This window comes from Cellulosimicrobium sp. Marseille-Q4280 (assembly GCF_943181405.1).
Classification (GTDB): domain Bacteria; phylum Actinomycetota; class Actinomycetes; order Actinomycetales; family Cellulomonadaceae; genus Cellulosimicrobium.
The window spans coordinates 151,690-176,961 of record NZ_CALPBY010000002.1 but is presented as its reverse complement, the minus strand read 5'-3'; the positions used below and the strand labels follow the sequence as shown (position 1 = coordinate 176,961).

Annotated in this window: 21 protein-coding genes; 4 read left to right on the top strand and 17 right to left on the bottom strand. The window is 75.0% G+C overall.

The features are described from left to right. Nucleotides 1-142 precede the first annotated feature (142 nt). From NFS20_RS05460 to mraZ, 12 genes are all read right to left on the bottom strand, one after another. Entirely contained in the window at nucleotides 143-1,234 is a 1,092-nt protein-coding gene (locus tag NFS20_RS05460; protein WP_251150747.1) for a cell division protein FtsQ/DivIB, read from the bottom strand. Further along, nucleotides 1,234-2,613, bottom strand: coding sequence for a UDP-N-acetylmuramate--L-alanine ligase (gene murC, locus NFS20_RS05455; RefSeq protein ID WP_251151219.1), 1,380 nt, complete (start codon nucleotides 2,611-2,613; stop codon nucleotides 1,234-1,236). Before murC ends, NFS20_RS05460 begins: the two co-directional genes overlap by 1 nt. 74 nt (nucleotides 2,614-2,687) lie before the next feature. Beyond that, on the bottom strand, nucleotides 2,688-3,824 hold the full coding sequence (gene murG, locus NFS20_RS05450; protein WP_251150746.1) for an undecaprenyldiphospho-muramoylpentapeptide beta-N-acetylglucosaminyltransferase: 1,137 nt from the start codon (nucleotides 3,822-3,824) through the stop codon (nucleotides 2,688-2,690). A gap of 95 nt (nucleotides 3,825-3,919) precedes the next feature. Then, the gene (gene ftsW / locus NFS20_RS05445; RefSeq protein ID WP_251150745.1) at nucleotides 3,920-5,248 is read right to left on the bottom strand and encodes a putative lipid II flippase FtsW; all 1,329 of its coding nucleotides are present in this window, start codon (nucleotides 5,246-5,248) and stop codon (nucleotides 3,920-3,922) included. 3 nt (nucleotides 5,249-5,251) lie between these two features. Next, complete coding sequence (gene murD, locus NFS20_RS05440; protein WP_502800782.1) at nucleotides 5,252-6,700, bottom strand: UDP-N-acetylmuramoyl-L-alanine--D-glutamate ligase; 1,449 nt, start codon at nucleotides 6,698-6,700, stop codon at nucleotides 5,252-5,254. Beyond that, a complete protein-coding gene (gene mraY / locus NFS20_RS05435) occupies nucleotides 6,700-7,782 on the bottom strand; it encodes a phospho-N-acetylmuramoyl-pentapeptide-transferase (protein WP_251150743.1) in 1,083 nt (360 codons plus the stop codon). The genes murD and mraY overlap by 1 nt, the downstream gene beginning before the upstream one ends. Continuing rightward, a complete protein-coding gene (locus tag NFS20_RS05430) occupies nucleotides 7,779-9,284 on the bottom strand; it encodes a UDP-N-acetylmuramoyl-tripeptide--D-alanyl-D-alanine ligase (RefSeq protein ID WP_251150742.1) in 1,506 nt (501 codons plus the stop codon). The genes mraY and NFS20_RS05430 overlap by 4 nt, the downstream gene beginning before the upstream one ends. Beyond that, nucleotides 9,281-11,002, bottom strand: coding sequence for a UDP-N-acetylmuramoyl-L-alanyl-D-glutamate--2,6-diaminopimelate ligase (locus NFS20_RS05425; RefSeq protein ID WP_251150741.1), 1,722 nt, complete (start codon nucleotides 11,000-11,002; stop codon nucleotides 9,281-9,283). Before NFS20_RS05425 ends, NFS20_RS05430 begins: the two co-directional genes overlap by 4 nt. A gap of 114 nt (nucleotides 11,003-11,116) precedes the next feature. Next, on the bottom strand, nucleotides 11,117-12,838 hold the full coding sequence (locus NFS20_RS05420; RefSeq protein ID WP_251150740.1) for a peptidoglycan D,D-transpeptidase FtsI family protein: 1,722 nt from the start codon (nucleotides 12,836-12,838) through the stop codon (nucleotides 11,117-11,119). A 368-nt stretch (nucleotides 12,839-13,206) separates the two neighbouring features. After that, the gene (ftsL, locus tag NFS20_RS05415) at nucleotides 13,207-13,662 is read right to left on the bottom strand and encodes a cell division protein FtsL (RefSeq protein ID WP_251150739.1); all 456 of its coding nucleotides are present in this window, start codon (nucleotides 13,660-13,662) and stop codon (nucleotides 13,207-13,209) included. Then, complete coding sequence (gene rsmH / locus NFS20_RS05410; protein ID WP_251150738.1) at nucleotides 13,659-14,690, bottom strand: 16S rRNA (cytosine(1402)-N(4))-methyltransferase RsmH; 1,032 nt, start codon at nucleotides 14,688-14,690, stop codon at nucleotides 13,659-13,661. Before rsmH ends, ftsL begins: the two co-directional genes overlap by 4 nt. A gap of 168 nt (nucleotides 14,691-14,858) precedes the next feature. Beyond that, the gene (gene mraZ, locus NFS20_RS05405) at nucleotides 14,859-15,335 is read right to left on the bottom strand and encodes a division/cell wall cluster transcriptional repressor MraZ (protein ID WP_251150737.1); all 477 of its coding nucleotides are present in this window, start codon (nucleotides 15,333-15,335) and stop codon (nucleotides 14,859-14,861) included. A gap of 411 nt (nucleotides 15,336-15,746) precedes the next feature. Between mraZ and NFS20_RS05400 the strand changes: the two genes are divergently transcribed. Genes NFS20_RS05400 through NFS20_RS05390 form a run of 3 tightly spaced genes read left to right on the top strand, consistent with a single transcriptional unit; the run spans nucleotide 15,747 to nucleotide 20,333 of the window. Then, nucleotides 15,747-16,685 (top strand): AAA family ATPase, encoded by a 939-nt coding sequence (locus NFS20_RS05400; RefSeq protein WP_251151218.1) that lies wholly within the window; start codon nucleotides 15,747-15,749, stop codon nucleotides 16,683-16,685. Between the two features lies 1 nt (nucleotide 16,686). Next, nucleotides 16,687-18,027 carry a DUF58 domain-containing protein gene (locus NFS20_RS05395; RefSeq protein ID WP_251150736.1) on the top strand — a complete coding sequence of 447 codons (1,341 nt, stop codon included), beginning with the start codon at nucleotides 16,687-16,689 and terminating at the stop codon, nucleotides 18,025-18,027. After that, nucleotides 18,024-20,333, top strand: coding sequence for a transglutaminase TgpA family protein (locus tag NFS20_RS05390; protein ID WP_251150735.1), 2,310 nt, complete (start codon nucleotides 18,024-18,026; stop codon nucleotides 20,331-20,333). The genes NFS20_RS05395 and NFS20_RS05390 overlap by 4 nt, the downstream gene beginning before the upstream one ends. Here NFS20_RS05390 and NFS20_RS05385 read toward each other — a convergent pair. From NFS20_RS05385 to NFS20_RS05375, 3 genes are read right to left on the bottom strand one after another with little or no spacing between them, the layout of a single operon-like run. Beyond that, nucleotides 20,281-20,676, bottom strand: a complete 396-nt coding sequence (locus NFS20_RS05385; protein ID WP_251150734.1) for an SCO2097 family morphological protein — start codon at nucleotides 20,674-20,676, stop codon at nucleotides 20,281-20,283. The genes NFS20_RS05390 and NFS20_RS05385 overlap by 53 nt on opposite strands. Before the next feature lie 37 nt (nucleotides 20,677-20,713). Beyond that, on the bottom strand, nucleotides 20,714-21,970 hold the full coding sequence (gene dinB / locus NFS20_RS05380) for a DNA polymerase IV (RefSeq protein ID WP_251150733.1): 1,257 nt from the start codon (nucleotides 21,968-21,970) through the stop codon (nucleotides 20,714-20,716). A gap of 30 nt (nucleotides 21,971-22,000) precedes the next feature. After that, entirely contained in the window at nucleotides 22,001-22,444 is a 444-nt protein-coding gene (locus NFS20_RS05375) for an SAV_6107 family HEPN domain-containing protein (RefSeq protein WP_251150732.1), read from the bottom strand. A 105-nt stretch (nucleotides 22,445-22,549) separates the two neighbouring features. Here NFS20_RS05375 and NFS20_RS05370 point away from each other — a divergent pair, with 105 nt between their 5' ends. Further along, complete coding sequence (locus NFS20_RS05370) at nucleotides 22,550-23,599, top strand: spermidine synthase (RefSeq protein ID WP_251150731.1); 1,050 nt, start codon at nucleotides 22,550-22,552, stop codon at nucleotides 23,597-23,599. Nucleotides 23,600-23,775: 176 nt separating this feature from the next. Here the strand turns inward: NFS20_RS05370 and NFS20_RS05365 are convergent, their stop codons facing one another. Then, nucleotides 23,776-23,979, bottom strand: coding sequence for a cold-shock protein (locus NFS20_RS05365; protein ID WP_251150730.1), 204 nt, complete (start codon nucleotides 23,977-23,979; stop codon nucleotides 23,776-23,778). Nucleotides 23,980-24,263: 284 nt separating this feature from the next. After that, nucleotides 24,264-25,187, bottom strand: coding sequence for a proteasome assembly chaperone family protein (locus NFS20_RS05360; protein ID WP_251150729.1), 924 nt, complete (start codon nucleotides 25,185-25,187; stop codon nucleotides 24,264-24,266). Nucleotides 25,188-25,272: the final 85 nt, after the last annotated feature.

The following is a 25,272-nucleotide window of genomic DNA, read 5'->3' as shown; positions in this document are numbered from 1 at the left end:
TCACCCTCAACTAGAGGGTTAGAGTTATGTCAGGTTGTGCCATGTGTCGACGGTAGGGGCCGACATTCCCTTCATCAACGACCCGCCTGCGCGTGTCGGGGATCCTCGTTCGTCCTGGGCCGCCGGACGGCGGCGGAGCGGCTCATCGCGTGACCGGCAGCGTCGGCGCCGAGACGTCGTAGACGGTCACGCCCGCGTTCTCCGGCACGGCCCGCAGCGTCTGGAGCACGCGCACCTTGAGCGCCGCGTCCTCCGAGCTGCCCCACTCGACCGTCACGCCGTCGCGCAGCCTCATGACGACGGCGTCGCGCGTCGTCGCCGAGACCTCCGCCACCTGTGCGTGCAGCTCGGGCGGCAGCGCGTTGACGAGCACGAGCGCCGACTCGAGCGCGCGCCGGCCTGCGTCGTCGAGCGGCACGTCGACCTCGGGCAGCCCGTCGGGGACGGCCGCTTCCGTGCGCACCCGGACGCCGTCGGCGTCGAGCAGCGCGTACCCCTCCTCGACCGGGACCGCGACGACCGGCTCGCGGGACTCGAGCCGGACGTCGAGCCCGGTCGGCCACGTCCGCCGGATCTCGACGTCCCGGACCCCGTTGAGCGCGAGCACGCGCTCGCGCAGCGCGAGCGTGTCGAGCCGTGGCAGCGGGACGCCCTGCTCCTCGGCCACGGCGGCGGAGACCTGCGCGGGGTCGATCACGGTGCCCTCGCCGCTGATCGTCACGTCCTGCGGGTCGAGACCGAGGACCGGCGAGAAGAACGCGACCCACCCGAGGCCGGCCGCGGTCACGAGGCCGGCCGTCCACCACAGCACGCGGCGCAGGACGCGGTGACGCCGCATCGCGTCGCGCTCGGCCAGCCGCTGGGCCATGCCGTGCGAGACGACGCCCACGGGCGCGGTCGCGGGTCCGCGCGCGCCGTCCGCTCCGGCCCGTGAGCCGGGACCGGTCGACGCACCGCGCGGGGAGCGCGGCGCGGACGCCCGGACGAGCTCCGTCCCGGGGCGCGGCACGGGCGCCGTCGGGACGTCGCGTGCGCGCAGCACCGGGCGTGCGGCCGGCCGGACCGGTGTCTCGCGCGACGCGTCGCGCTCCTCGCCCCGCCCGCGCGCCCCGGACCGACCGCGCGCACCCTCGGACGACGCGTCGGTCGTCGTGGGCGTCGCCGGCGCGCGGTCGGCGGCGCGCGGTCGGTCCGGCCGCGGCGCGGCCGGTCGGGGGCGAGGGGGCGGGCGCATCAGCCGTCGGTCCCCGCGTCCCGCGCGGCGAGGCGCTCGAGGACGACGGCGCCGAGCTCGGTCACGTCGCCCGCACCGACCGTGAGGAGGAGGTCACCGGGGCGTGCGGCGTCGGCGGCCCGACGGGCCGCCTCGAGCCGGTCCTCGACCGCGGTCGCCACCCCCGGGCGCACGAGGTCCACGATCGTGGACGCGTCCACGGCCGGGTCCGGGTCCTCGCGCGCCGCGTAGACCCCGGTCACGACGACGACGTCCGCGGCGCCGAGCGCGTCCGCGAACTCGCGCGCGAAGGCCCGCGTGCGCGAGTAGAGGTGCGGCTGGAAGAGCACGACGACGCGGCCGTCGTCCGCCACGGGCCGCGCCGCGGCGAGCAGGGCCGCGATCTCCGTCGGGTGGTGCGCGTAGTCGTCGACGACGCGCACGCCGCCCGCCTCGCCGCGTGCCTCGAAGCGTCGGCCCGTGCCGAGGAAGTCGTGCGCCGCCGTCACGGCGACGCCGGGGTCGACGCCGAGGAGGACCGCGGTCGCGACGGCCGCGGTCGCGTTGAGCGCGTTGTGGTGACCGGGGACGCGCAGCACGAGGTCGAGACCGTCGACCGCCCGGCCCGCGACGCTCCCGTCGAGCGCGGCCCGTACACCCCCGCGCGCACCCTCCGCGGCGACCGGCCGCACGTCGCGCACGCGCAGGTCGGCGTCCGGGCCGGTGCCGTACGTGACGACCGCTCCCCCGCCCGCGGCGTGCGCGCGGGCGAGCGCGAGGGAGCCGGCGTCGTCGGCGCACGCCACGAGCGTCCCGCCGGGCAGGATTCGGGCGGCGAACTCGATGAACGCCTGCTCGAAGGCCGCGCGCGAGCCGTAGTGGTCCAGGTGGTCGGGCTCGACGTTCGTCACGACGGCGACCTGGGGCGCGTAGTTGAGGAAGGACCCGTCCGACTCGTCCGCCTCCGCCACCAGGACGTCGCCGGCGCCGAGGTGCCCGCCCGGGACGGGGCCGTCCGCGGTGAGCACCGTCCCGCCGATCGCGAACGACGGGTCGACGCCTGCCCCGCGCAGCACCGTGGCGATCATCGCCGAGGTCGTCGTCTTGCCGTGGGCACCGGCGACCGCGACAGCACGGCCCTGCGCCATCAGGGCGGCGAGGGCCTGCGACCGGTGCAGCACGCGCAGACCGCCGGCGCGCGCCGCGGCGAGCTCCGGGTTGCTCTCGCGCACCGCGCTCGACACCACGACGGTGTCCGCCCCCGCGACGTGCCCGGCGTCGTGCCCCGCCCAGACGCGCAGGCCGTCGGCGCGGAGCGCGGCGAGCGACTCCCCCTCCCGCGCGTCGGAACCCTGCACCGGGACACCGTGGGCCGCGAGCAGCCGGGCGACCACGGACATCCCCGCCCCGCCGATCCCGACGAGGTGGACGGTCCCGAGGTCCTCCAGTCGCTCCACGTCCCGGGCGTCGCCGCTCACGGACGCGTCCCCTCGGCCACGGCCTCGGCGACGAGGTCCGCGACGCGCGCTGCGCCGTCGCGCACCCCGGCACCCGCCGCGGCGCGCGCCATCGCCGCGAGGCGGACGGGGTCGCCGAGGAGCCCCGGCACGTTGCGGGCGACCCACGTGGCGTCCAGGGCGTCGTCGTCGACGAGCAGGCCGCCCCCGGCGTCGACCACGGGCGTGGCGTTGAGCCGCTGCTCGCCGTTGCCGATCGGGAGCGGGACGTACACGGCCGGGATCCCCAGCGCGGCGAGCTCGCCCACCGTGCCGGCACCGGCCCGGCAGACCACGAGGTCCGCCACGGCGAGCGCGAGCTGCATCTCCGCGAGGTACTCGCGCACGTCGTAGCGCGCGCCCCCGACGGCCACGCCGGCGACCGCGTCCCGCACGGGGCCGTCCTTGCCCTTGCCGGTGAGGTGCAGCACCTGGGCGCCCGCGCCCAGCAGCTCGCCCGCCGCGCCGGAGACGGCCACGTTGAGGCTCTGCGCGCCGAGGGAGCCGCCCGTGACCACGAGCGTGGGCGCGGCCGGGTCGAGCCCGAGGCTCGCCGCGGCGCGAGCCCGCACCCCGGCGGGATCCGTCGAGCGCGCCGTGACGAGGTCCGCGATCTCGCGGCGCAGCGGCAGACCCGTGACGACCCCGCCCTTGAGCGGCGTGCCCTCGAACGTCACCCCGACGCGCGCCGCCCAGCGCGCGCCGGCCCGGTTCGCGAGACCCGGCCGCGCGTTCTGCTCGTGCACGACGATGGGCACACCACGACGGTGCGCCGCGACGTAGGCAGGCGTCGAGACGTACCCGCCGAAACCCACGACGACACGCGCGCCGGACTCGTCGATCGCCGCACCCGCGGCGTCGACCGCCGCCTTGAACCGGCCCGGGAGGTTGATCCACTCGGCGCTCGGCCGGCGCGGCAGCGGGACGCGCGGCACGTGCCGCAGCGGGTAGCCGCGTGCGGGCACGAGATCGTCCTCGAGTCCGCCGGCGACCCCCAGCGCCGTCACCACGAGGCCGGGCTCCCGCGCCCTCAGCTCGTCCGCCACCGCGAGCAGCGGGTTGACGTGCCCCGCCGTCCCGCCGCCCGCGAGCACCACAGATCCGATCGTCGTCACGTACCTCGTCGTCCTTCCCTGCGCGGCGGTTGCCGCGTCGTCCTCTGGTCTGGGGGTGTGCTCCTGCCGGGTGACCCGACGCCGGAGCCCTGCGCTCAGGTGGTGCGGCGGCGCGGCCTGGCGGCCCGGCCGACGACCGCGAGGGAACGGCGGACGACGCTCCCCCGCGCGGCGAGCGCCTCGGCCGCGCCGGGCTCGGTGCGCGCGAAGGAGATGACGACGCCGAGCGCCGCCATCGTCATGATGAGCGCCGTCCCGCCCGCCGACACGAGCGGCAGCGGCACGCCGATCACGGGCAGCAGCCCGATGACCACGCCGATGTTGATGAACGCCTGACCCACGATCCAGCACGCGATCGCGGCGGTCGTGATCTTGACGAACGGGTCGTCGTGGCGCCGCACGATCCGGCTCATCGCGAGGCCCAGCACCACGAACAGGCCCAGGACGAGCAGGGTCCCGAGCAGACCGAGCTCCTCGCCGATCACGGCGAAGATGTAGTCGTTGTGCGCCTCCGGGAGGTAGTTCCACTTCTCCCGGCTCGCGCCCAGCCCGACCCCCGTCAGGCCGCCCGTGCCGAGCGCCCAGAGCCCGTGCGTCGGCTGGTAGCACTCCCCGAGCGTGTCCGTGCACTCGCCGTACGTCGCCATGATGCGCCCGAGCCGGTCGCCACCGTCCTGCTGGAGGATGAACGCGTACCCGACGACGAACGCGGCGACCGCGGCGCCCAGCCCCAGCAGGCGCGTGCTCGCGCCGGAGACGAAGAAGGCGCCCGCGACGAGGAGCATGATGACGAGCGCGGTCCCGAGGTCGTGGCCGCCCAGCACGAGGCCGACGACGACGAGCGCCCCGGGCACCGCCGGGACGATGACGTGGCGCCACCGGCCGAGCAGGTGCTGCTTGCGGCCGAGGACCACCCCGAGCCACAGGGCGAGCGCGAGCTTCGCGATCTCGGACGGCTGGAACGAGAAGGCGCCCAGCGCGATCCAGCCCGTGTTCCCACCCCGGCTCGACCCGACGAACAGCACGGCCACGAGAAGGCCGAGCGCGACGACGAGCGCCGGCCACGCGAGCGCCTTGTACCAGCGCACGGGAAGGCGCGCGGCGACGAGCAGCACGGGGAGGCCGATGAGGACGAACTGACCCTGGCTCAGGAGCGCGGTGAACGGCGAACGGCCCTCCGCGATCTCCGTGACGGCCGAGCTCGAGAACACCATGACGAGCCCGATGATCGTCAGGAGCGTGGTCGCGCCCACGAGCAGGTAGTAGCTCGTCACGGTGCTGTTCCACTGGCCGAGCCACTGCCGCTCGGGGGCCGGGGCCGTCCGCGCGGGCCGGGCGGCCGTGCGGGGCGCGGTTCCCGGGGAGCGTCGTGGCGCCTTCCCCGTGCGCGACGTCGAGGTCCGGCCGCTCGCGGTCTGCGTCATCGGCTACCCGTGCTCGGGCGCGAGGGCACGGGCGGCGTCGGCGAACGCGTCGCCACGCGCCGCGTACGAGCGGAACTGGTCCATCGACGCCCCCGCCGGGGCGAGCAGCACCGTGTCGCCGGGGGCGGCGAGGCGGCGGGCGGAGTCGACGGCACGGGTCATCACCGTCCCAGTGTCGCCAGGATCCACGCGCACGACGGGGATATCCGGCGCGTGTCGGGCGAGGGCCGCGGCGAACGGGTCCGCGTCGACACCGATGAGCACGACGGCGCGCAACCGGTCGGCGCGGGACGCGACGAGGTCGTCGAATGACGCACCCTTCGCGAGGCCGCCCGCGACCCACACGACGGTCCCGGCGGCGAACGCCGCGAGGGACGCGGAGGCGGCGTGCGCGTTGGTGGCCTTCGAGTCGTCGACGTACGCGACGTCGTCGACGGTCGCGACCTGCTGGATCCGGTGCGCACCGGTGCGGAAGGCGCGCAGCCCGTCACGGACCGCCACGGCCGGCACGCCGTGGGCCCGGGCGAGCGCGGCGGCTGCCAGGGCGTTCGCGACGACGTGCGCCGGGACCTGCCCGTCGGCGCCGGCGAGGTGCGCGAGGTCGTCGAGCGTGGCGAGCTCCGCGGCGTAGGTGTGCCGGTCGCGCGCGTCCGCCGGAGCGTGGAAAGCCCGGTCGACGAGCACGCCCTCGACGACGCCGAGCTGCCCGCGCGCGGGCGCGCCCAGCGTGAACCCGACCGCCCGGGCACCCTCGACGACGTCCGCGTCGACCACGAGCGCCTCGGTCCGCGCGTCGGCCACGTTGTAGACGCACGCGACCTGCGCGTCCTCGTAGACCCGGCCCTTGTCGGCCGCGTAGGCGTCGATCCCGCCGTGCCAGTCGAGGTGGTCGGGAGCGACGTTGAGCACCGCGCCCGCCTCGGGCGACGTCGTGTGCGTGAAGTGGAGCTGGAAGCTCGAGAGCTCGACCGCCAGCACCTCGAGCCCGGGGTCGAGCGCCGCCTCGACGACCGGGGTCCCGACGTTCCCGACCGCGGCGGCGCGCAGCCCCGCGGTGCGCAGGATCGTCTCGAGCATCTCGACCGTCGTGGTCTTGCCGTTGGTCCCGGTGACCGCGAGCCACGGCGCGGGGCGCCCCGCAGGGCCGTCGACCCGCAGGCGCCACGCCAGCTCGACCTCGCTCCAGACGGGGACGCCCCGAGCGGCGGCCCCGACGAGGAGCGGGTGGCTCGGCGACCAGCCGGGCGAGGCCACGACGAGGTCCGTCTCCCCCAGGTCCACGGCGTCCGCGGAGCGCACGTCGGCGTCGTCCGCGCGGTCGTCGAGCGTGACGACACGCGCCGCCCGGGGCCGCAGGGCGGCCGCCGCGGCTCGGCCGGACACGCCGAGACCGGCGACCACGACCCGGGCGTCGGCGAGCGGCACGGCGAGGTCGTGACGGTCGCGCACCACTAGCCGACCACCCACTCGGCGTAGAAGACCCCCATGCCGAGGGCGGCGAACAGCCCGGCGATGAGCCAGAACCGGATGACGATCGTGACCTCGCCCCACCCGGACAGCTCGAAGTGGTGGTGCAGCGGCGCCATCTTGAACACGCGCTTCCCGGTCATCTTGAAGAAGCCGATCTGGATGATGTCCGACATGACGATGATGACGAACAGCCCCCCGATGATGGCCGCGAGGATCTCGGTGCGCGAGAGGATCGACAGCCCGGCGAGCGCGCCGCCGAGCGCGAGCGAGCCGGTGTCGCCCATGAAGATCTTGGCCGGGCTCGCGTTCCACCACAGGAAGCCGAAGCAGGCCCCCATGATGGCTGCGGCGATGATCGCCAGGTCCTGCGGGTCGCGCACCTCGTAGCAGCGCGGCCCGGCCGAGACGATCCGCTGGCACGTCTGGTTGAGCTGCCAGATGCTCACGAGGATGTAGGCGCCGAACACGATGAGCGACACGCCCGTCGCGAGCCCGTCCAGCCCGTCCGTGAGGTTCACGGCGTTGGACCATGCCGTGATGAGGAAGTTGGCCCAGATGACGAAGAGGATCAACCCGATCGTCACGCCCGCGAACGCGAGGTCGAGGTTCGTGTCGCGCAGGAACGAGATGCGCGTGGACGCGGGCGTCCGGCCGTTCTCGTTGGGGAACTGCAGCGCGAGCACGGCGAACGTGATGCCGACGGCGCCCTGGCCCACGATCTTCGCGCGCGCCGTCAGGCCGAGGCTGCGCTGCTTCTTGATCTTCGTGAAGTCGTCGAGGAACCCGACGAGCCCCAGGCCCGTCATGAGGAACAGCACGAGGAGGGCCGAGACGCTCGGGAAGCGCCCGGAGACCACGTAGGACATCGCCCAGCCGAGCAGCGTCGCGCCGATGATGACGACGCCGCCCATCGTCGGCGTGCCGCGCTTCGTGAAGTGCGCCGTCGGGCCGTCCTGGCGGACGAACTGCCCGTAGTTGCGGTGCACGAGGAAGCGGATGAACAGCGGCGTCCCGAACAGCGCGACAAGCAGCGAGACTCCCGCCGCGACGAGGACCGCGATCATGCGCGACCGTCCTGCGGCTCGCCGGGAGCGACGGCACGGTCGGACAGGCCGGACGTGACGGCCGGGTCCGCCGCGGCGAGCTCGTCGCCGAGACGCCACAGGCCGGACCCGTTGGAGGCCTTCACGAGCACGACGTCCCCTTCCCGCAGCTCCTCGCGCAGCAGCGCGGCGGCCACCGCGACGTCGGGCACGAAGCGCGTCTCGTCACCCCAGGAACCCTCCTGGGTCGCACCGTCGTGGATGCCCCCGGCACCCTCGCCGACCACGACGAGCAGCTTGATGTTCAATCGCACCACGAGACGGCCGATGTCGTCGTGCGCGACGCGCGAGTCGTCGCCGAGCTCGAGCATCTCGCCGAGCACCGCGACCGAGCGTCGGTCCCGCCCCGCGACGACCGCGAGGGCCTTCAGCGCGGCGCGCATCGAGTCCGGGTTCGCGTTGTACGAGTCGTCGATGACCGTCACGCCGTCGGCGCGCTCGGTCACCTGCATGCGGTGCGGGCTCAGGGCGCGCGCGTCCGACAGGCGGGCCGCGACGTCGGGCAGAGCGACCCCGAGACGCAGTGCCGCCGTGGCGGCGGCCAGCGCGTTGGTCACGTGGTGCTCGCCGACGAGGCCCAACGTCACGGCGGCCTCCGCGGTCGTCCCACCGGCGGTGGTCGTGCCGTCCGCCGACGTGCCGTCGGCCGTCGCACGCGTGCGCAGCGTGAAGGCGACGCGTCCGGTGCGGTCGATGCGCAGGTCCTCGGCGCGCACGTCCGCCGAGGGGATCGTCCCGAACGTCACGACCTCGCCGGGCGCCACGTCGGCCATGGCGGCGACGCGCAGGTCGTCGGCGTTGAGCACCGCGGTCCCGCCCGGCGCGAGGCCCGCGACGATCTCCGCCTTCGCGCGCGCGACGGCCTCGATCCCGCCGAACTCGCCGAGGTGCGCGCTGCCCACCGTGAGCACGACCGAGACGTCGGGCGGCGCGATGCGGGTCAGGTACGTGAGGTGGCCGACGCCGCTCGCGCCCATCTCGAGGACGAGGAACCGCGTCGAGCCGTCCGCCTCGAGCACCGTCAGCGGCAGGCCGATCTCGTTGTTGAACGACCCCTGCGGGACGACCGTCGGCCCCTCGGCGCGCAGGAGCTGACCCAGCAGGTCCTTGGTCGTCGTCTTGCCGACCGACCCGGTCACGGCGACGACGCGCAGGTCCCCCCGCTCGCGCAGCGTCGCGAGCACGTGCCGGGCGAGCTCGCCGAGCGCCGTCTGCACGTCGTCCACGACGACGCACGGCTCGTCCAGCTCCCGGGCGGCCAGCACGAGCGTCGCGCCGTCCGCGACGGCCCGGGGCGCGAAGTCGTGCCCGTCGACGTGCTCGCCCGGCAGCGCGACGAACAGCGCGCCCGGCACGACCTTGCGGGAGTCGACGACGACGGGGCCGCCCACCCGCACGTCGGGGTCGGCGGACAGGCGTCCACCGGTCGCTGCGGCCACCTCGGCCGCAGTGAGCTCGATCATGCGTGGTGCTCCTTCGGGTCGTGCGTCGTCGCGAGAGGTTCGGTGGCGGTCGGCGCGGAGGGCGTACCCGCGGACGCGCCGGGCAGGGTCGTGCGGGACGGGTCCGGGGGCGCACCGGTCCGGGCCGCGAGCGCCGCGCGGGCCTCGACGCGGTCGTCGAGCGGGTGGTCGACGCCGGCGATCTCCTGCCACACCTCGTGGCCACGGCCCGCGACGAGGACGGTGTCCTGCGGACCGGCGGCGGCGACCGCCTCCCGGATCGCGCGCGCCCGCGGCGCGACCTCCCGCACGACGACGTCGCGCGGCACCGGGGCGGCGCGCAGCGCGTCGCGCGCGGCCAGGGCCCCGGGCAGCACCTCGGCCCGGATGGCGGCGGGGTCCTCGCCGTGCGGGTCGTCGTCGGTCACGACGACCACGTCGGCGCCGTCGACGGCGACCGTGCCCATGGTCGGCCGCTTGCCGCGGTCACGGTCGCCCGTCGCGCCGAACACGACGACGAGCCGGCCGGGAGTCGTCGGACGCAGCGCGTCGAGCGCCAGCGTGAGCGCGTCGGGGTTGTGCGCGAAGTCGACGATCACGCGCGGCTCGTGCGGCACGGTCGAGACGAGCTCCATGCGCCCCGGCACGGCAGGTGCCAGGCCGCCGGCGGCGGCGAGGGCCTCCTCGACGTCACGCGCGTCCGAGCCGGCCTCGAGGACCATGGCGAGCGCGAGCGCGGCGTTCGCCACGTTGAAGCCGCCCGGGAGCCCGGTCGACGTCCGGACGGCGCGCCCGTCGCGATGGCGCAGCGTGAACGAGGTGCCGCCGGCAGCGACCGCCTCGACGTCGGAGACGGTCCAGTCGGCCGGCGAGGCGTCCGGACCTCCCCCGGCCACGCGGAGCGTCGCGACGGGCACCCGGGCGGCGTCGACCATCCGCTCCCCCCACGCGTCGTCCACGACGACGACGCCGCGGCGCGCGTGGTCGGGCGTGAAGAGCAGCGACTTCGCCTCGAAGTACTCCTGGAGGTCGCCGTGGAAGTCGAGGTGGTCCTGGCTGAGGTTGGTGAACCCGACCACGTCGAACACGAGACCGTCGACGCGGTGCAGCGCCAGGGCGTGCGACGAGACCTCCATCGCGAGCGTGCTCACCTCGTCCTCGCGCATCGCCGCGAGGAGCGCCTGGAGGTCCGCCGCCTCGGGCGTCGTCAGCCGGCTCGGCAGGACCCGGTCGCCCGAGCGCATCTCCACCGTGCCGATGAGCCCGCCCTTCCAGCCGAGCGCGCGCAGCGCGTGGTCCAGGAGGTACGTCGTGGTCGTCTTGCCGTTCGTCCCCGTGACGCCGAACGTCGTCAACCCGTCCGCGGGGTTGCCGTAGACCCAGGCGGCCAGCGGGCCGAGCATCGACCGCGGGTCGTCGGCGACGAGGACGGGGACGCCCGTCACGGCGTCTGCCAGGAGGAGGGCACCCTGCTCGTCGGTGAGGACCGCGCGCGCACCGCGCTCGACGGCGGCCGCGGCGAACCCGGCCCCGTGCGCGCGGGCACCCGGCAGCGCGACGAAGAGGTCGCCGTCGGCGACGGCCCGGTCGTCGGAGGCGACCGACCAGATCTCGACCGCCGCGGCGTCGTCGGCGTCCCTCGCGCCGGCACGGACCGCGAGCCCGAACCGGACGGCCGCGTCCCCCACGGTGCGGTGTGCGGACACGGCGGGACGAATGCGGTCGATCGGGGATGTCACGTGTAGAACCTACCGTGCCGGGGTCCGACTCCTGGCCCCGCGGAGGCCTCCGGTCCGCGCTTCACGGGACCTTCACGGCGGGACGGACGTCGTCCGCGACCATCGCCACGACGCTCACCACGTGGTCGGCAGCGGCACGTACGGCTCGGTGCTCGGCCCGACGCCCTGGTGCTCGAGCGTGAAGCCCATGATCTGGGAGAACACCGGTGCCGCGACCACACCGCCGTAGATCGACGTGCGCGGGTTCTTGAGGAACACCGCGACCGTGTACCGGGGGTCGTCGGCCGGCGCCACGCCGATGAAGGACGCCATGATCCCGGACAGCTGCCCGTCGGCACCCGCCGCCTCGGCCGTCCCGGTCTTGCCCGCGACGCGGTAGCCGGGGACCGCGGCGGCGGACCCCGTGCCGTCCTCCACCACGGTCTCCATCATCTGCAGGACGGTGTCGGCGGTCTCCTGCGAGACCACGCGCGTGGGCGGTTCCGCCTCGGCGGGCGTGAAGGTCCCGTCCGCCGACGTCGTGCCCGCCACGACGCGGGGGGTTCCCCGCAGCCCGCCGTTCGCGACCGTGGAGAACACGCTCGTCGCCTGGACCGCGTTGACCGACACGCTCTGCCCGAACAGCACGGCGTACTCCGTGCGGCCGTCCCACGCGTCGGCCGGGTGCAGGATGCCCGCGGACTCGCCGGGCAGGCCGAGGCCGGTGTACTGGCCGAAGCCGAACTTGTTCAGGTAGTCGTAGCGCACCTGCTTCGGGATGCGCTCGCCGACCTGGACCGTGCCGGTGTTGGACGACTCCGCGAGGACGCCGGCGAGCGTGAGCCGCTCGACCCCGTGCTCGTGCGAGTCCTTGAAGGTCTGGCCGTTCGGCGTCGTGTACAGGTACGGCACCTCGAACTGCGTCGCCGCGTCGGCGTACCCGCCCTCGAGCGCCGCGGCCATCGTGACGACCTTGCCCGTCGAGCCGGGGTCGAAGATGTTCGACACGGCCCGGCTCGGGCGCGCGACCGCGTCGGTGGTGCGGTCGTTGGGGTTGACCGTCCCCGACTCGGCCAGCGCGACGAGCTCGCTCGTGCGGACGTCCTGCACGACGGCGATCCCGAAGTCGGCGCCGGACTCGCGCACCGCGCGGTCCACCGCGTCCTGCGCCTTCCACTGCACGTCGTGCTCGATCGTCAGGCGAAGGTTCTCCCCCGGCACGGCCGGCTCGGTCTCGCACTGCCCGGTCGGGATGAGCTGTCCACCGAGACCTGCCTCGCACGCCCGCGACCCGGGGGTCCCGGCGAGGAGGTCGTCGTAGGCGGCCTCGACCCCGCCCTGGCCGACCTGGTCGGCGTCCACGAACCCGACGAGGTTCCCGGCGACCGTCCCTGCCGGGTACGACCGCTCGCTCGTCGCGTCGGCGCGGATGAAGGCCGACAGGCGCAGCTCGGCGATCTCCCTCTGGACCTCCGGCGTGACCTCCTTCGCGAGGACGACGTAGCCCTCACCGTTGAGGCGGGCCGCGAGCTCGGGTGCGGACTCCCCGAGGGCGGGCGCGAGCAGCTTCGCGACCCCGACGGCACCGCCCTCGGTGAGCTCGGTGCCGTCCGCGAGCTTCCTGCTGCCCGGGGTGAACGACTGGATCGCGGTGCGGTCCGCGCCGATCGTGTACCGGTCGACGGAGGTCGCGAGCACGACGCCGTCCGCGTCGGTGACGTCGCCGCGGTGCGCGATCATCGTCGTGCTGCGCAGCCGGTCGTCGCGCGCGGCGGCCGCGAGCGCCGGCCCCTTGATCACCTGCACGTTGACGAGCTGGCCGACGAAGAGCAGCACCACGAGCGTGGCGACCCCCATGAGCCAGCGCTGCCGGCTCTCAGGACGGCCCGGCTCGCGGGGCGGACGGGTCGGGCGTGCGGGGCGGCGAGGGCCCGACCCGCCCGACCGCGGAGCACGGGGCGCCCCGGACGCGGACCGCGCCGTCGAGGACCGCGCTGCCGCGGCCCGCTGCGTGCCCGACGTCGCGGCGGACGGCCGACCCGTGGCCGCGCGAGCGGCGGACGACCGACCGCTGGCCGCGCGAGCCGTGGCCGGCCGCGGGGCGGACGAGCGCGCGGTCGCGGGGCGTGGAGTCGTCGGACGAGGTGCGGCCGCCCGCGGGGCGGACGAGCGGCCCGCGGACGCGCCGGAGCGCTCGGCGCGGTCGCGCCCTCCCGCCCGCGCCGTCACTGCCCGGCCCCCTCCTCCGCGACGCCGAGGACCGCGCCGTCGGAGAGCCGGACCATGCTCGGGCTCGGGGCCTCTTCCATGCCGAGAGAGCGCGCGCGCTCGGGCAACGACGCCTTGGCGTCCCAGACCTCCGCCTGCAAACGCTGCGCGTCCTGGCGCACCTGGCCCACCTCCCGCCGCAGCTCCGACATCTCGTAGGAGTTCTGCGCCATCGTCGTGTTCACCAGGAGAGCACACAGGAGCGCCAGACCCAGGAGCGACATGCACAGGACGAGGAACGGCACGCGCGAGCGCGCCTGCAGCGGCGCGCGCACCAGCTCGAGGCGGGATCGCGCGCCGCGCTCCGTCGCCCCGCCGGGCAGCGCCCTCAGCTCCGGGCGTGCGGGCCTGGACTGCGGGCGTGCGGTGCGCGGGAGCGGGCGGGCGGCCGCGGTCGACCTCAGTGCGCTCATCTGTTCCACTCCCCTGGTCGGTCCGGTCGGTGCGTGCTGGCTCGCGGGCGGCGGTGCTCGGGGGTGGGGCGGATGCGCTCGGCGGCACGGAGCCGCACCGACGCCGAGCGGGGGTTCGTCTCCCGCTCGTCGGCCGGGGCCTCCTCCGCGCCGCGGGTCAGCAGACGCAGGTAGGGCTGCGCCTCGTCGGGGACGACGGGCAGCCCGGGCGGGACGTCGACCGTCGAGCCCGCGGCGAGGACCCGCTTGACGATGCGGTCCTCGAGCGAGTGGTACGCCTCGACGACGACCCGCCCGCCCACGGCGAGCGTGTCGACCGCCGCGGGGACGGCCCGCGCGAGGACCTCGAGCTCGCCGTTCACCTCGATGCGCAGCGCCTGGAACGTGCGCTTGGCGGGGTTGCCGCCCGTCGCCCGGGTCGCGGCCGGGATCGACGCCCGCACCAGGTCCACGAGCTCGCCGCTGCGCGTCCACGGCTCCTGCTCGCGACGGCGCACGATCGCGCGCGCCACCCGCTGGGCGAACCGCTCCTCGCCGTACTCGCGCAGGATGCGCGTGAGCTCGCGCTCGTCGTACGTGTTGAGCACGTCGGCGGCCGTGCGGCCGGTCGTCGGGTCCATGCGCATGTCCAGCGGCGCGTCCTGCGCGTAGGAGAAGCCCCGCTCGCTCTCGTCGATCTGCAGCGACGAGACGCCGAGGTCCATGAGCACGCCCTGCACGGGCCCGCCCACGACGTCGGCGACGACGTCGCCGATCTCGTCGTAGACCGCGTGCACGGCGCGGAACCGGTCGCCGAACCGCGCGAGCCTGCGCGACGCCCGGACGATCGCCTCGGGGTCGCGGTCGATGCCCACGACCCGCGCCGCGGGGAGCTGCTCGAGGACCGCCTCCGTGTGCCCGCCCATGCCGAGCGTGCAGTCCACGAGGACGGCACCGGGCTCCTGCAGGGCCGGCGCGAGCAGGTCGACGCAGCGCTGGAGGAGGACGGGGACGTGGCGCTCGGCCGCGTCGTCGGGCGTGGTGCTCATCGTGTCCTCCTTCCTCTCAGCGTGTCTCGTGCGTCGTCGTGCTGCGTCCTTCGGCCACCGGTCCCGGGGACCGTCCGGTCAGGTCTCCCTCCGCGTCCTTTCTGGCGCCGGGGAAGTGCGCCAGACCGGGCGGGAGGAGACCTCACCGGACGGGTACCCGAGCCCGTCCTAGAAGCGCAGGTCCGGGAACACCTCCTCCGCGGTGTCGGCGTACGCCGACTCCTGCTCCGCGAGGTAGGCCTCCCAGGCCGCGGCGTCCCAGATCTCGACGCGGGTGCCCGCGCCGATCACGGCGACGTCGCGGTCCAGCCCCGCGTACGTGCGCAGCGGAGCCGGGATCGAGATCCGGCCCTGCTTGTCGGGGATCTCGTCGCTCGCCCCCGACAGGAAGACCCGCAGGTAGTCCCGTGCCTGCTTGCTCGTCACGGGCGCCTGCCGGACCTGGTCGTACATGCGGCGGAACTCGTCCATCGGCAGCAGGAAGAGGCAGCGCTCCTGACCGCGCGTCATGACGAGCCCCGACGCGAGCCGGGGCCTGAACTTCGCGGGGAGGATGAGCCTCCCCTTGTCGTCCAGACGAGGGGTGAAGGTCCCCAGAAGCAGGCTCGAGGAACCACCGAGGACGTCGTCCACGAAGCCGGACATGCACCTGGCACCTCCCCTCCTGCTCCCAGTTCCTCCACGGTACTCCACTTCGCTCCACCGCTCTCGGGGAAGCGGCAGCATTTCACCCCTCTTCGCAGGATCTCCGCAGGTCAGGCTGGTGGAGTCAGGTGGAGGGGAGTTCTCCCCACGGGCGTGGCGCGGCGGCGTGACGTGCCCCGAGCGGCACCCGTGCGAGGCTCGACCCCGCGGTCCTCGCCCTCCGCTCGGACCAGGGGTCCTCGTCAACTAGGCTCGTCCCACCTGCGGACTCCCCCTCCGCCGGCCGCGCCACCACCGACGACGGAGGTCACCGTGCTCCCCGACATCGCCCCTGTCGCGTCGCCCGACGAGCACGAGGACCCGGGCGCGACGCCCGCCGGTCTCGACGAGCTGGTCGAGACGACGTCCCGCATGCGATCCGGCATCGAGTCCGTCGTCACGGGCAGGCCCGACCTCGTCAACGTGACGGTCGCCGTCCTGCTGGCCCAGGGACACCTGCTCCTCGAGGACGTGCCGGGCGTCGGCAAGACCACGCTCGCGAAGGCGCTGGCGCGCACGATCGACTGCCAGGTCGGCCGGATCCAGTTCACGCCCGACCTCCTGCCGAGCGACCTCACGGGCGTCAACATCTACCGCGCGGCCGACCACCGCTTCGAGTTCCGTCGCGGTCCGGTGTTCGCCAACATCGTCATCGGGGACGAGATCAACCGGGCGTCGCCCAAGACGCAGTCGGCCCTCCTGGAGTGCATGGAGGAGGGACAGACCACCGTCGACGGCACGACCCACCCGCTGCCGCGACCGTTCCTGGTCGTCGCCACCCAGAACCCGGTCGAGATGGAGGGGACGTACCCCCTCCCCGAGGCGCAGCGCGACCGTTTCATGGCCCGCCTCACGGTCGGCTACCCGGACCTCGACGCCGAGATCCTGATGCTCGAGCGCCAGGAGGCGGAGGACCCCTTCGCCCACCTGAGCCCCGTGACGACCGGGGAGGCCGTCCTGCGGTTCGCGGACGTCGTCCGCTCGGTGTACGCCGCGGCCGCGGTGAAGCGCTACGTGCTCGACCTCGTGACGGCGACACGCCAGCACCCCGGCCTGCGGCTCGGCGCGTCACCGCGCGCGTCGCTGCAGCTGCTGCGCGCGGCCAAGGCCCTCGCCGCCATGTCGGGACGGGACCACGTCCTGCCCGACGACGTCCAGTACCTCGCCGTGCCGGTGCTCGCCCACCGCCTCGTCATCACCACGGAGACACGGCTCGCCGGCCTGGACGCCCCGGCCGTCGTGTCCGCCATCCTGGCGCAGACGCCGGTGCCGGCGCGCGAGCCGTCCGAGCGGCAGCCCGAGCGGCGCTGACGTGCGCGGCCTCTCCGCCCTGCCCCGGTTGCGCAGGTTCGGCCGCACCCTGGCCCGGGCGCGCCTCACCCGACGCGGAACGTCGCTCCTCGTCGCCGGTGCCGTGCTCGTCGCGACGGGCGTCACGCTGGGCCTGCCCGACGTCGTCGGGCTGGGTGCGGCCGCGGTGCTCGCCGTCGTCGCGGCGTGGTGCTGGATGACGGCCCGCCGCATCGACCGCGGCCGGCGCGCCCTGGGTGTGGCCCGGCGCGTCCAGCCGAACCCCGCCGTCGCGGGCCAGGTCACGACGGCGCGTCTGACCGTCTCCGCGGCGCGGCGGTCGGTGACCACCGCCGGCACGCTCGCGCGGTTGCGCATCAGCGAGCAGGCCGCGCACGAGCTCTGCGACCAGGGATCCCTGCGCGCACAGGTCGCGACGCGGCCCGACCACATCGCCGTCCGGTACCGCCTGCGGCCCATGCGTCGGGGGCGCTGGTCGCTCGGTCCCCTCCTCACCACGCGGGTCGACACCTTCGGTCTCGTCAGCGCGACGCAGGAGCTCGGCGAGGCGACCTCGGTCGCGGTGTGGCCGCGCACCGTCGACCTGCCGGTCCGTGGCACCCGCGCCTTCGGCGAGCAGGAGCGCTCGACGTCCGGCGCACGGCTCGCGTCGAGCGACGACTCCGTGCTGCGCGACTACGTCGCGGGGGACGACCCGCGCCGCGTCCACTGGGCGAGCGCGGCCCGTCACGGTCAGCTCATGGTCCGGTCCGACGAGAGCGCGAGCCTGCCCCCGGTCACGGTGATCTTCGACCGTGGCCTCCTGCCGCACCCCGACCTCGGGCGCAGCAGCGGCCACGCGCTCGCCGACGGCGAGTGGTCGGTGGAGTGCGCGGCCTCCGTCGGCGTGTCCCTGCTGCACGCGGGCCACCCGGTCCGCCTCGTCGCGACCTCGCTGGCGCCCGTCGTCGACACCTCCGGCTTCACCGCCAACCGCTCCGGCGAGGGACCGGCGGACCTGCTCGACGCGACCGTCGACCTGCACGGCCACCACGGGCTGTCCGACACCGACCGTGCCGCGGCGGCGACCGCCGAGGCGCTGCGCACGGCGCGACGCCCGGGCGAGATCACCGTCGCCGTGCTCGGACCGCTCGGTCCCGTCGCGCGCAGCACGGTGGCGTCGATCGCCGGAGACGCCCTGCACTGGGCCTTCGTGGTGCGCCCGCGGACGTGGTCGTCCCAGCGCACGGAGGCCCAGGACACGGTGGACGCGCTGCGCGCGACCGGTTGGCACGTCGCCCTCGTCGACGCCGGGACCCCGCTCGAGAACGCCTGGACGCTCCTCATGGACGGTGTGCGATGAGCACCCCCGCGACCACCCGAACCCGCTCGGCGGCCCCCGCCGGGCTCGGCGCGCGCGTCCTCGCCACGACCCTGTGCGTCACGGTCGCCGTCGCGGCGTCCACGTACGCGCTCGCGACGGTGATCGGCCCCGGCGACTGGACACGCACCGCGGTCCGCACGCTCGCCGTCCTCGCGCTCGTGACCGGGCTCAGCCGGTACGTCCTCGAGCGGTCCCGCTCGGCCCGTGGCGAGGAGCTGGCGCCCCCCGCGGCGCTCCTCCCGTCGCTCGCAGGACTCGTCGTCGGCGCGTGGGCGCTCCTCGGCCTCTACGGCGGCCCCACCGACCGGTTCTCGGTCCTCATCGGGCTGTCGAACGTCGACCGTCTCCTGACGCGGCTCCAGACCGGGCGCGAGCTCACGCTCGCCGAGGTCGCCCCGATCGACCCGAGCCTGCCCATCGAGCTCCTCGCCGTCGGGGGCGCCGTCGTCGTGTTCCTCGTCGCCGACCTGATGGCGGGCGGGCTGCGCCTCGGCGCCGGGGTCGGGCTCCCGCTGCTCGCGCTCTGGATCCCCGGCCTGGTCATCGTCGGCGACGTCCCCGCGGGCGCCTTCGTCCTCACCGTCAGCGCCCTGGTGCTCCTGCTCGCCGTCGACAACCCGCACCGCGGGTTCCGCCGAGCAGGCCCTGGCGAGAACCACGGGCGACAGCGCGCCCTCGGCGGCACGCGCGCCCTGACGGCGGTGGCGACTGCCCTCGCCGTGGCCACCGTCGGCCTCGGCGTCGGCGCCGCGAGCGCGACCCTGCCGGAGGTCGCGTCGTCGTCGTGGACCCGCCTGTTCTCGTCGACGGGTGACACCGTCCGGCTCTCCGACGACCTCGACATGCGCCGCGACCTGGCGGAGCGCTCGGACGAGGTCGTCCTCGAGTACCGCACGGACGGCCAGGAGGTCGGTCCGCTGCGGGTCTTCACCCTCACGGGCTTCGACGGCACGAACTGGCGGCGCGGTGCCGATCGCGACGGGACGGAGATCGAGGGCCCGGACCAGATCCTCTGGCCGCAGGACGCCGACGGCGGGGAGCCGAGCACGGTCCGGGTCACGCTCGAGTCGCTCCGGGACACCAAGCTGCCCATCCCGACCGAGCCGCGCACGCTCGACGTGGACGGCGACTGGACGTACGACCCCGTGCGGGACGAGGTGCTCGGGACCCGGGCGACGAGCGCCGGCTCGGGCTACGAGCTGACCGTCTACCCCCGCGCGCTCGACGCGGACACCCTCCGCTCGGCGGGCGGCACCGACCCGGACGACCCCAACTACCTCGACGTCCCGGCGTCGTCCCACGAGCAGGACATCCGCGACCTCGCCGCCGAGGTCGTCCAGGGCGCGCCGACGCGGTACGACCAGGCGCTCGCCCTCCAGACGTACTTCCGGGACGCATCGGTCTTCACCTACTCGACGCAGGTGCCCGCCGGCGAGTCCGGCGACGCGGTGTGGGACTTCCTGCAGCAGCGCACGGGGTACTGCGTCCAGTTCGCCACCGCGATGACGATGATGGCGCGCACGCTCGGCATCCCCGCACGGCTCGGGGTCGGGTTCCTCCCGGGCCAGCGCACCGACGACACGACGTTCCAGGTGACGGGACGTGACTCGCACGCCTGGCCCGAGCTCTACTACCCCGGCCAGGGCTGGGTGCGGTTCGAACCGACGCCCGCGCAGCAGACGGGTCCCGCGCCCACGTGGGCGACGCCCGTGGGGAGCTCGGCGGTCCCTGGGCTGACGGACCCGAGCGACGCGCTGACACCTGGCGTCGCACCCGGTCCCGAGGTTCCCGTGACGCCCGCGCCCACGGTCGGCGGCGGGACGGGTGGGACCGACGGGGCGGTCGACGGCTCCGGGGCGTCGTGGCTCGTCGTCGCGGCTGCGCTCCTCGTCGTCGCTCTCGCCGCGGGTGCGCTGTGGCTCGTCGCCCGTCGGCGGTCCCGCCCGGACGGCGAGCTGGACGCCGAGCGCGCCTGGGTCGAGCTGACCGCACGACTCGACGGGCTCGGCGTCACGTGGCAGGCGTCCACGACGCCCCGCAACGTGCCGACGACCGTCGCGGCCGCCGTGCGCGAACGGTCGGGCACCGACCTGTCAGACGCCGGTGTGGAGGCGCTCGTCGCGCTGGTCACGGCGCTCGAGACGGAGCGCTACGCCCGCGGCGGTGCGGCGACGGAGCCGACCCGCCTCGCCGAGCTCGTCGAGACGATCTCGACCGAGGTCGAGCGGTCGCTCAGCGACCGCCGTGCTCGCGACGGCGGTCCCAGCGCTCTTCGAGTCGGCTGAGGAACGACTTCCGGGGAGCCGGCGCCGGGTTCGCGGGGCGGACACGGCCGTCGGCGTCGACGGTGCCGATCGGGCCACCCTTCGCCGGGCGCGGCGTCTGGAAGACGAGCACGACGCCCCCGAACATCAGCACGAAACCCACGACGCCGAGCCAGGTCTGGGACGTCGCCGCGCCGAGGACCAGCAGCAGCAGGCCCCCGACCACACCGACGCCGACGAGGACGTATCTCAGCGCCGACCGGCGACGCGGCGACTGGAGCGTGTTGGCCAGACGCGGGTCGTCCGTCGTGAGGGCGCGCTCCATCTGCTCCAATACCCGCTGCTCGTACTCAGACAGAGGCATGAGCACCCCGTTTCTCCGCGGTGGTCGAGTGACACCCTCAGGATAGATCCACATCAGCGGGGGTGGTAGTCGAGCGGCGTCCTCGGGGCCCCATCGCGATGGATCTCACCCCGAACCGGCCTCGGACGGCGTCCACGGCCTCCTCCGCGCGCCGTCGGGTGGCACCGTGCTCGTCGACCGACTCCTCCAGGGTGGGCTGGGCGACCGACCCCTGCCGGCCCTCGAGGCCCTCGGCACGGACCCCCACGAGGCGCACGGCGAGCCCGTGCAGGTCGACGCCGGCGACGAGCTCGCGCGCGACGAGGTAGATCTCTCGCGCGACGTCCGTGGGCGACCCGAGGGTGCGGGACCGGGTCACCGTCCGGAAGTCGCTCGTGCGCACCTTCACGCTCACCGTCCGGGCCACGAACCCCTGCTGGCGCAACCGCGCCGCACACCGGTCGGAGAGCTCGAGAACACGGTCCTGCACCGCCCCGAGGTCACGCAGGTCGTGCTCGAACGTCGTCTCGGCGCCGATCGAGCGCTCTGACCGCTCCGGCACCACGGGCCGCGGGTCACGACCCCACGCGAGGTCGTGCAGGTGCGCGCCGGCGACCCTGCCGACCGCCGCCTGCAGCACCGGCACGTCGGTGTCCGCGAGCTCGGCGACGGTTCGGATCCCCCACTGGGCCAGAGCGTGCTCGGTGCGCTCCCCCACGCCCCACAGCGCACCCACCGGCAGCGTGCGCAGGAAGGGGACGGTGGCGGCGGCCGGCACGAGGAGCATCCCGTCGGGCTTGGCGTGCGTCGAGGCCAGCTTGGCGACGAACTTCGTCCTCGCGATGCCGACCGAGCACGTGATGCCGTGCGCGGACCGGACCCGTTCGCGCAGCGCGGCGCCGATCACCGTGGGCGGACCGAGCCGCCGGCGAGCGCCGCTCACGTCGAGGAAGGCCTCGTCGACGCTCACCTGCTCGACGAGCGCCGTGACCTCGCCGAGGATCGCCATGACCGAGCGCGAGACGTCGTGGTAGCGACCGTGGTCCGGAGGGACGACGATCGCCTGCGGGCACGCACGCCGCGCCGCGGTCATGGGCATCGCCGAGTGCACCCCGAACGCGCGCGCCTCGTACGTCGCGGCGAGGACGACCCCGCGCTCGGCGCCGCCGACGATCACGGGACGGCCACGCAGCTCGGGGCGCCGCGCGAGCTCGACGGAGGCGAAGAACGCGTCCATGTCGACGTGCAGGATGGTGCAGCCGTCCTCGTCGGCACCCCAGTCACGACGCACCGCGGCCCGCGGCCCGCGGCTCATCGCCACCCCCGGCTCATCATGGGCCCCACGTCATGACGCGACCGTGCGCACGCCGGGCAGACGCACGAAGCCCGCGTCGGGATCGACGAGCATCGCGACCTCGTCGCGGAAGTCCTCGGCGCACGCCAGCAGCTCGTCGGCACGGCGCGCGTCCACCGCGTCGGACCTCCCGGCGTCGAGGGCGGCGCGCACCCGGGCGCCACCGGCGAAGTACACGGACCACGCGGCGAGCTCCGGCTCGGCGTCGGAGAGCTGGTCCCACACGGGGCGGGCGCGACCGCGACGCACCGGCCGACCGCGGAGCGCGACGACCGCCGCCGCAGCCCGCAGCGCGCCCAGGTGCGCGTGCACGAACCGTTCGGCAGGGTCCGTCGCGACCGCCGCGGAGACGAGCTCGGCGTCCGCGCGCGCGAGCATCCGCCCGACCTCGCCCGGGACGGGAGCCGGAGCGGTCCCTCTCATGTCCTTCGTCATCGCGCACCTCCCACACCACTATCGAACACGTGTTCGACTGCTGTCAACGCCGCCGGAGCCGTCAGCCGACCGTCACGTCGGCCGGGACGCCGTACGGTGGGGCCCATGGCTCGTCGCACCCGCCGGTCCCCTCGTGCCGACACAGCGTCCCCCGAGCCACCCACACCGCGCGGCCGTCGTCGCCGGGCCGTCGCCGCGCACGGCCGTGACCTGCCCGAGGGCGCGGTCGCGACGACGACGGGGACGGCCCGGCTCGAGCGCGACCCCGACCACGACGGGGCCGTGACCCTGTACGTCAACGGCGTGCCGAGCTCTCATGTCGACCTCGACGACCCCGGGTTCCTCGCGTTCGAGTACATGCAGCAGATGGCGGCGGTGATCGAGCACGCGCCGCCCGGCCCCCTGCGGGTGCTCCACCTCGGGGCCGCGGGGTGCACCCTGGCGCGCTGGGTGGAGCACACCCGACCCGGCTCGACCCAGGTCGGCGTCGACCTCGACGCGCGGCTCCTCGAGCTCGTGCGCGAGTGGTTCGACCTGCCGCGCTCGCCGCGGCTGCGCCTGCGGGCCGACGACGCGGGCCACGCGCTGACGACCTTCCCCGACGGGGCGTTCGACGTCGTCGTCCGTGACGTGTTCGCCGGGGACGCCACCCCTGAGCACCTCGTGACGACCGCGACGGCGCGCGAGGTGCGGCGCGTCCTGCGCCCGGGAGGGGTGTACCTGGCGAACTGCGCGGACCGTCCGCCGCTGACCACCGCACGTCGCGAGCTCGCGACGCTCGCAGCGGTCGCGGCCACCGACGGCACGACCGGGCCGCCTCCAGGATCGCGCCCCGGCGACCCGGCAGGCGACCGGCCGAGCGACCGGCCGAGCGATCGGCCGAGAGATCGGGACGCGGTCGGGCTCGCCGCGATCGCGGAGCCCGGCCAGCTCAAGGGCCGGCGCTACGGGAACCTCGTGCTCGTGGCGGTGCGCCCCGGGCCGACGTCGATCGACCTCGCGTCAGCAGGCCTGTCGCGTGCGGCACGGACCCTCCCGCTCCCCGCCCGTGTCCTGGTCGGAGCCGAGCTCGAGGCGTTCGTCGGCGCGGCCCGGCCGTTCGACGACCCGCCGGAGAACGCCGCGCCCCCGCCGTCCACTGACGGCCACGGGTAGCTGACGTCCACGCCCGACCGATCCCGTGCGATCCGGCCCCGACGCCGTGCGGTCCTCACCCGACGCCGTGCGCCCGGACCGGCGCCGCCGCCCGGACGCACAGGAGCCGCGCCCCGTGCCGGGGCGCGGCTCCTGTGCGAGGACCGCTCGGTGGCCTTCGGCCACCGGTGCGGCCGTCAGAGCGGGCGGACGTTCTCCGCCTGCGGGCCCTTCGGGCCCTGGGTGATCTCGAACTCGACCCGCTGCGCCTCGTCGAGCGTGCGGTACCCCTGCGTCTCGATCGCCGAGTAGTGCACGAAGACGTCTGCACCCCCGCCGTCCTGCGCGATGAAGCCGAAGCCCTTCTCGGCGTTGAACCACTTCACAGAACCCTGCGCCATGCTGTTCCTCTGACCTTCTGTCCGTCCGGGACGTCAGCGAGCGGACCCTTCGTCCACCCCGTGCGCCACACGACGAGGTCCCACGTCCTTCGCCGGTGTCCGGCCCCGAGGGCCGGCAGGACGCCGTCCGGGCCGCTCGATCACGCGGCGACCCGTGCGGCCGGCACCGGGTCGTGCGCGAGCTCGTCACTGCAGCGGGTGACAGTCTGGCACGGACGGTGTGGGATGTGCCACGCCGGATCGCGACGTCTCGTGCCGATTTGTCGGGACAAAGGGCCGCGCGGTCAGTCCCCCTGCTGCGCGAGGAAGCGCTCGAACTCGGCGCCGAGCTCGTCCGCGGTCGGGATCGGCGCGGTGTCCGCGAGCAGGCTCGTCCGGCCTACCGCGCGGGCGAAGGCGTCGTACTGCTCCTCGAGCGCGCGGACGACGGCCGCGACCTCCTCGGAGTCGTGCACCTGCCGCTCGACCTCGGTCGTCGCGTCCTGCGCGGCCTCCGCGAGACCGGCGGTCGCGAGGTCGAGGCCCGTGAGGCGCTGGACGTGCTCGAGCGCGACCACCGTCGCGGGCGGGTAGGCGGACTGGGCGAGGTAGTGCGGGACGTGCACGGTGTAGCCGACCGCATCATGGCCCGACTGACCGAGGCGCAGCTCGAGCAGGGCCGCGAGGCTCGCCGGCACCTTCACCGTCCCGAACCACGACGCGTGCTCCGCGACGAGCTCCGGGCGGGTCGCGTGGGCCGTCACGGAGAGCGGGCGCGTGTGCGGGATGCCCATCGGGATCCCGTGGATCCCGACCGTCAGCGACACCCCGAGCCGGTCGACGACGTCGCGCAGCGCGGCGACCACGCGCTCCCACTGCAGGTCGGGCTCTGCGCCGTGCAGCAGCAGGAACCCCGTCCCCTCGGTGTCGCGGACGTGGTCGACGACGAGGTGCGGCTCGTCATACGCCGACCACCGGTCGGTGCTGAACGTCATCGTGGCGCGCTTCGAGCGGTAGTCCAGGAGCTGGTCGACGTCGAACGTCACCAGCCGGGTGACCTCACCGCCGTCGAGCAGGTGCTCGACGGCGCGCTCGCCGGCGTTCCCCGCGTCCACGAAGCCGGTGATCGCGTGCACCAGCACGGGACCGGCGCCCGGTTCCGGGGCGCTCGGCCACAGGCGCGCGACCGCGTCCTCGTCGAGCTCGTAGATCTCCCGGGGGTCCAGCATCCGTCCTCCTCGTCACGTCCCACGCCGTCCGCCGTCGTGCGCGCGGAGGCCTGTGGTCGACAACGCGTCGCACCGGCAGATCCTT

Excerpts from the sequence above, each read along its gene's own strand:
- ftsW (WP_251150745.1), bottom strand. The coding sequence starts at position 5,248 with ATGACGCAGACCGCGAGCGGCCGGACCTCGACGTCGCGCACGGGGAAG.
- NFS20_RS05390 (WP_251150735.1), top strand. The coding sequence starts at position 18,024 with ATGAGCACCCCCGCGACCACCCGAACCCGCTCGGCGGCCCCCGCCGGG.
- mraY (WP_251150743.1), bottom strand. The coding sequence starts at position 7,782 with ATGATCGCGGTCCTCGTCGCGGCGGGAGTCTCGCTGCTTGTCGCGCTG.
- NFS20_RS05375 (WP_251150732.1), bottom strand. The coding sequence starts at position 22,444 with ATGACGAAGGACATGAGAGGGACCGCTCCGGCTCCCGTCCCGGGCGAG.
- dinB (WP_251150733.1), bottom strand. The coding sequence starts at position 21,970 with ATGAGCCGCGGGCCGCGGGCCGCGGTGCGTCGTGACTGGGGTGCCGAC.
- NFS20_RS05460 (WP_251150747.1), bottom strand. The coding sequence starts at position 1,234 with ATGCGCCCGCCCCCTCGCCCCCGACCGGCCGCGCCGCGGCCGGACCGA.
- NFS20_RS05370 (WP_251150731.1), top strand. The coding sequence starts at position 22,550 with ATGGCTCGTCGCACCCGCCGGTCCCCTCGTGCCGACACAGCGTCCCCC.
- mraZ (WP_251150737.1), bottom strand. The coding sequence starts at position 15,335 with ATGTCCGGCTTCGTGGACGACGTCCTCGGTGGTTCCTCGAGCCTGCTT.
- NFS20_RS05365 (WP_251150730.1), bottom strand. The coding sequence starts at position 23,979 with ATGGCGCAGGGTTCTGTGAAGTGGTTCAACGCCGAGAAGGGCTTCGGC.
- NFS20_RS05360 (WP_251150729.1), bottom strand. The coding sequence starts at position 25,187 with ATGCTGGACCCCCGGGAGATCTACGAGCTCGACGAGGACGCGGTCGCG.
- NFS20_RS05385 (WP_251150734.1), bottom strand. The coding sequence starts at position 20,676 with ATGCCTCTGTCTGAGTACGAGCAGCGGGTATTGGAGCAGATGGAGCGC.
- NFS20_RS05400 (WP_251151218.1), top strand. The coding sequence starts at position 15,747 with ATGCGATCCGGCATCGAGTCCGTCGTCACGGGCAGGCCCGACCTCGTC.
- rsmH (WP_251150738.1), bottom strand. The coding sequence starts at position 14,690 with ATGAGCACCACGCCCGACGACGCGGCCGAGCGCCACGTCCCCGTCCTC.
- NFS20_RS05430 (WP_251150742.1), bottom strand. The coding sequence starts at position 9,284 with ATGATCGAGCTCACTGCGGCCGAGGTGGCCGCAGCGACCGGTGGACGC.
- ftsL (WP_251150739.1), bottom strand. The coding sequence starts at position 13,662 with ATGAGCGCACTGAGGTCGACCGCGGCCGCCCGCCCGCTCCCGCGCACC.
- murC (WP_251151219.1), bottom strand. The coding sequence starts at position 2,613 with ATGTCCGTGGTCGCCCGGCTGCTCGCGGCCCACGGTGTCCCGGTGCAG.
- NFS20_RS05420 (WP_251150740.1), bottom strand. The coding sequence starts at position 12,838 with ATGGGGGTCGCCACGCTCGTGGTGCTGCTCTTCGTCGGCCAGCTCGTC.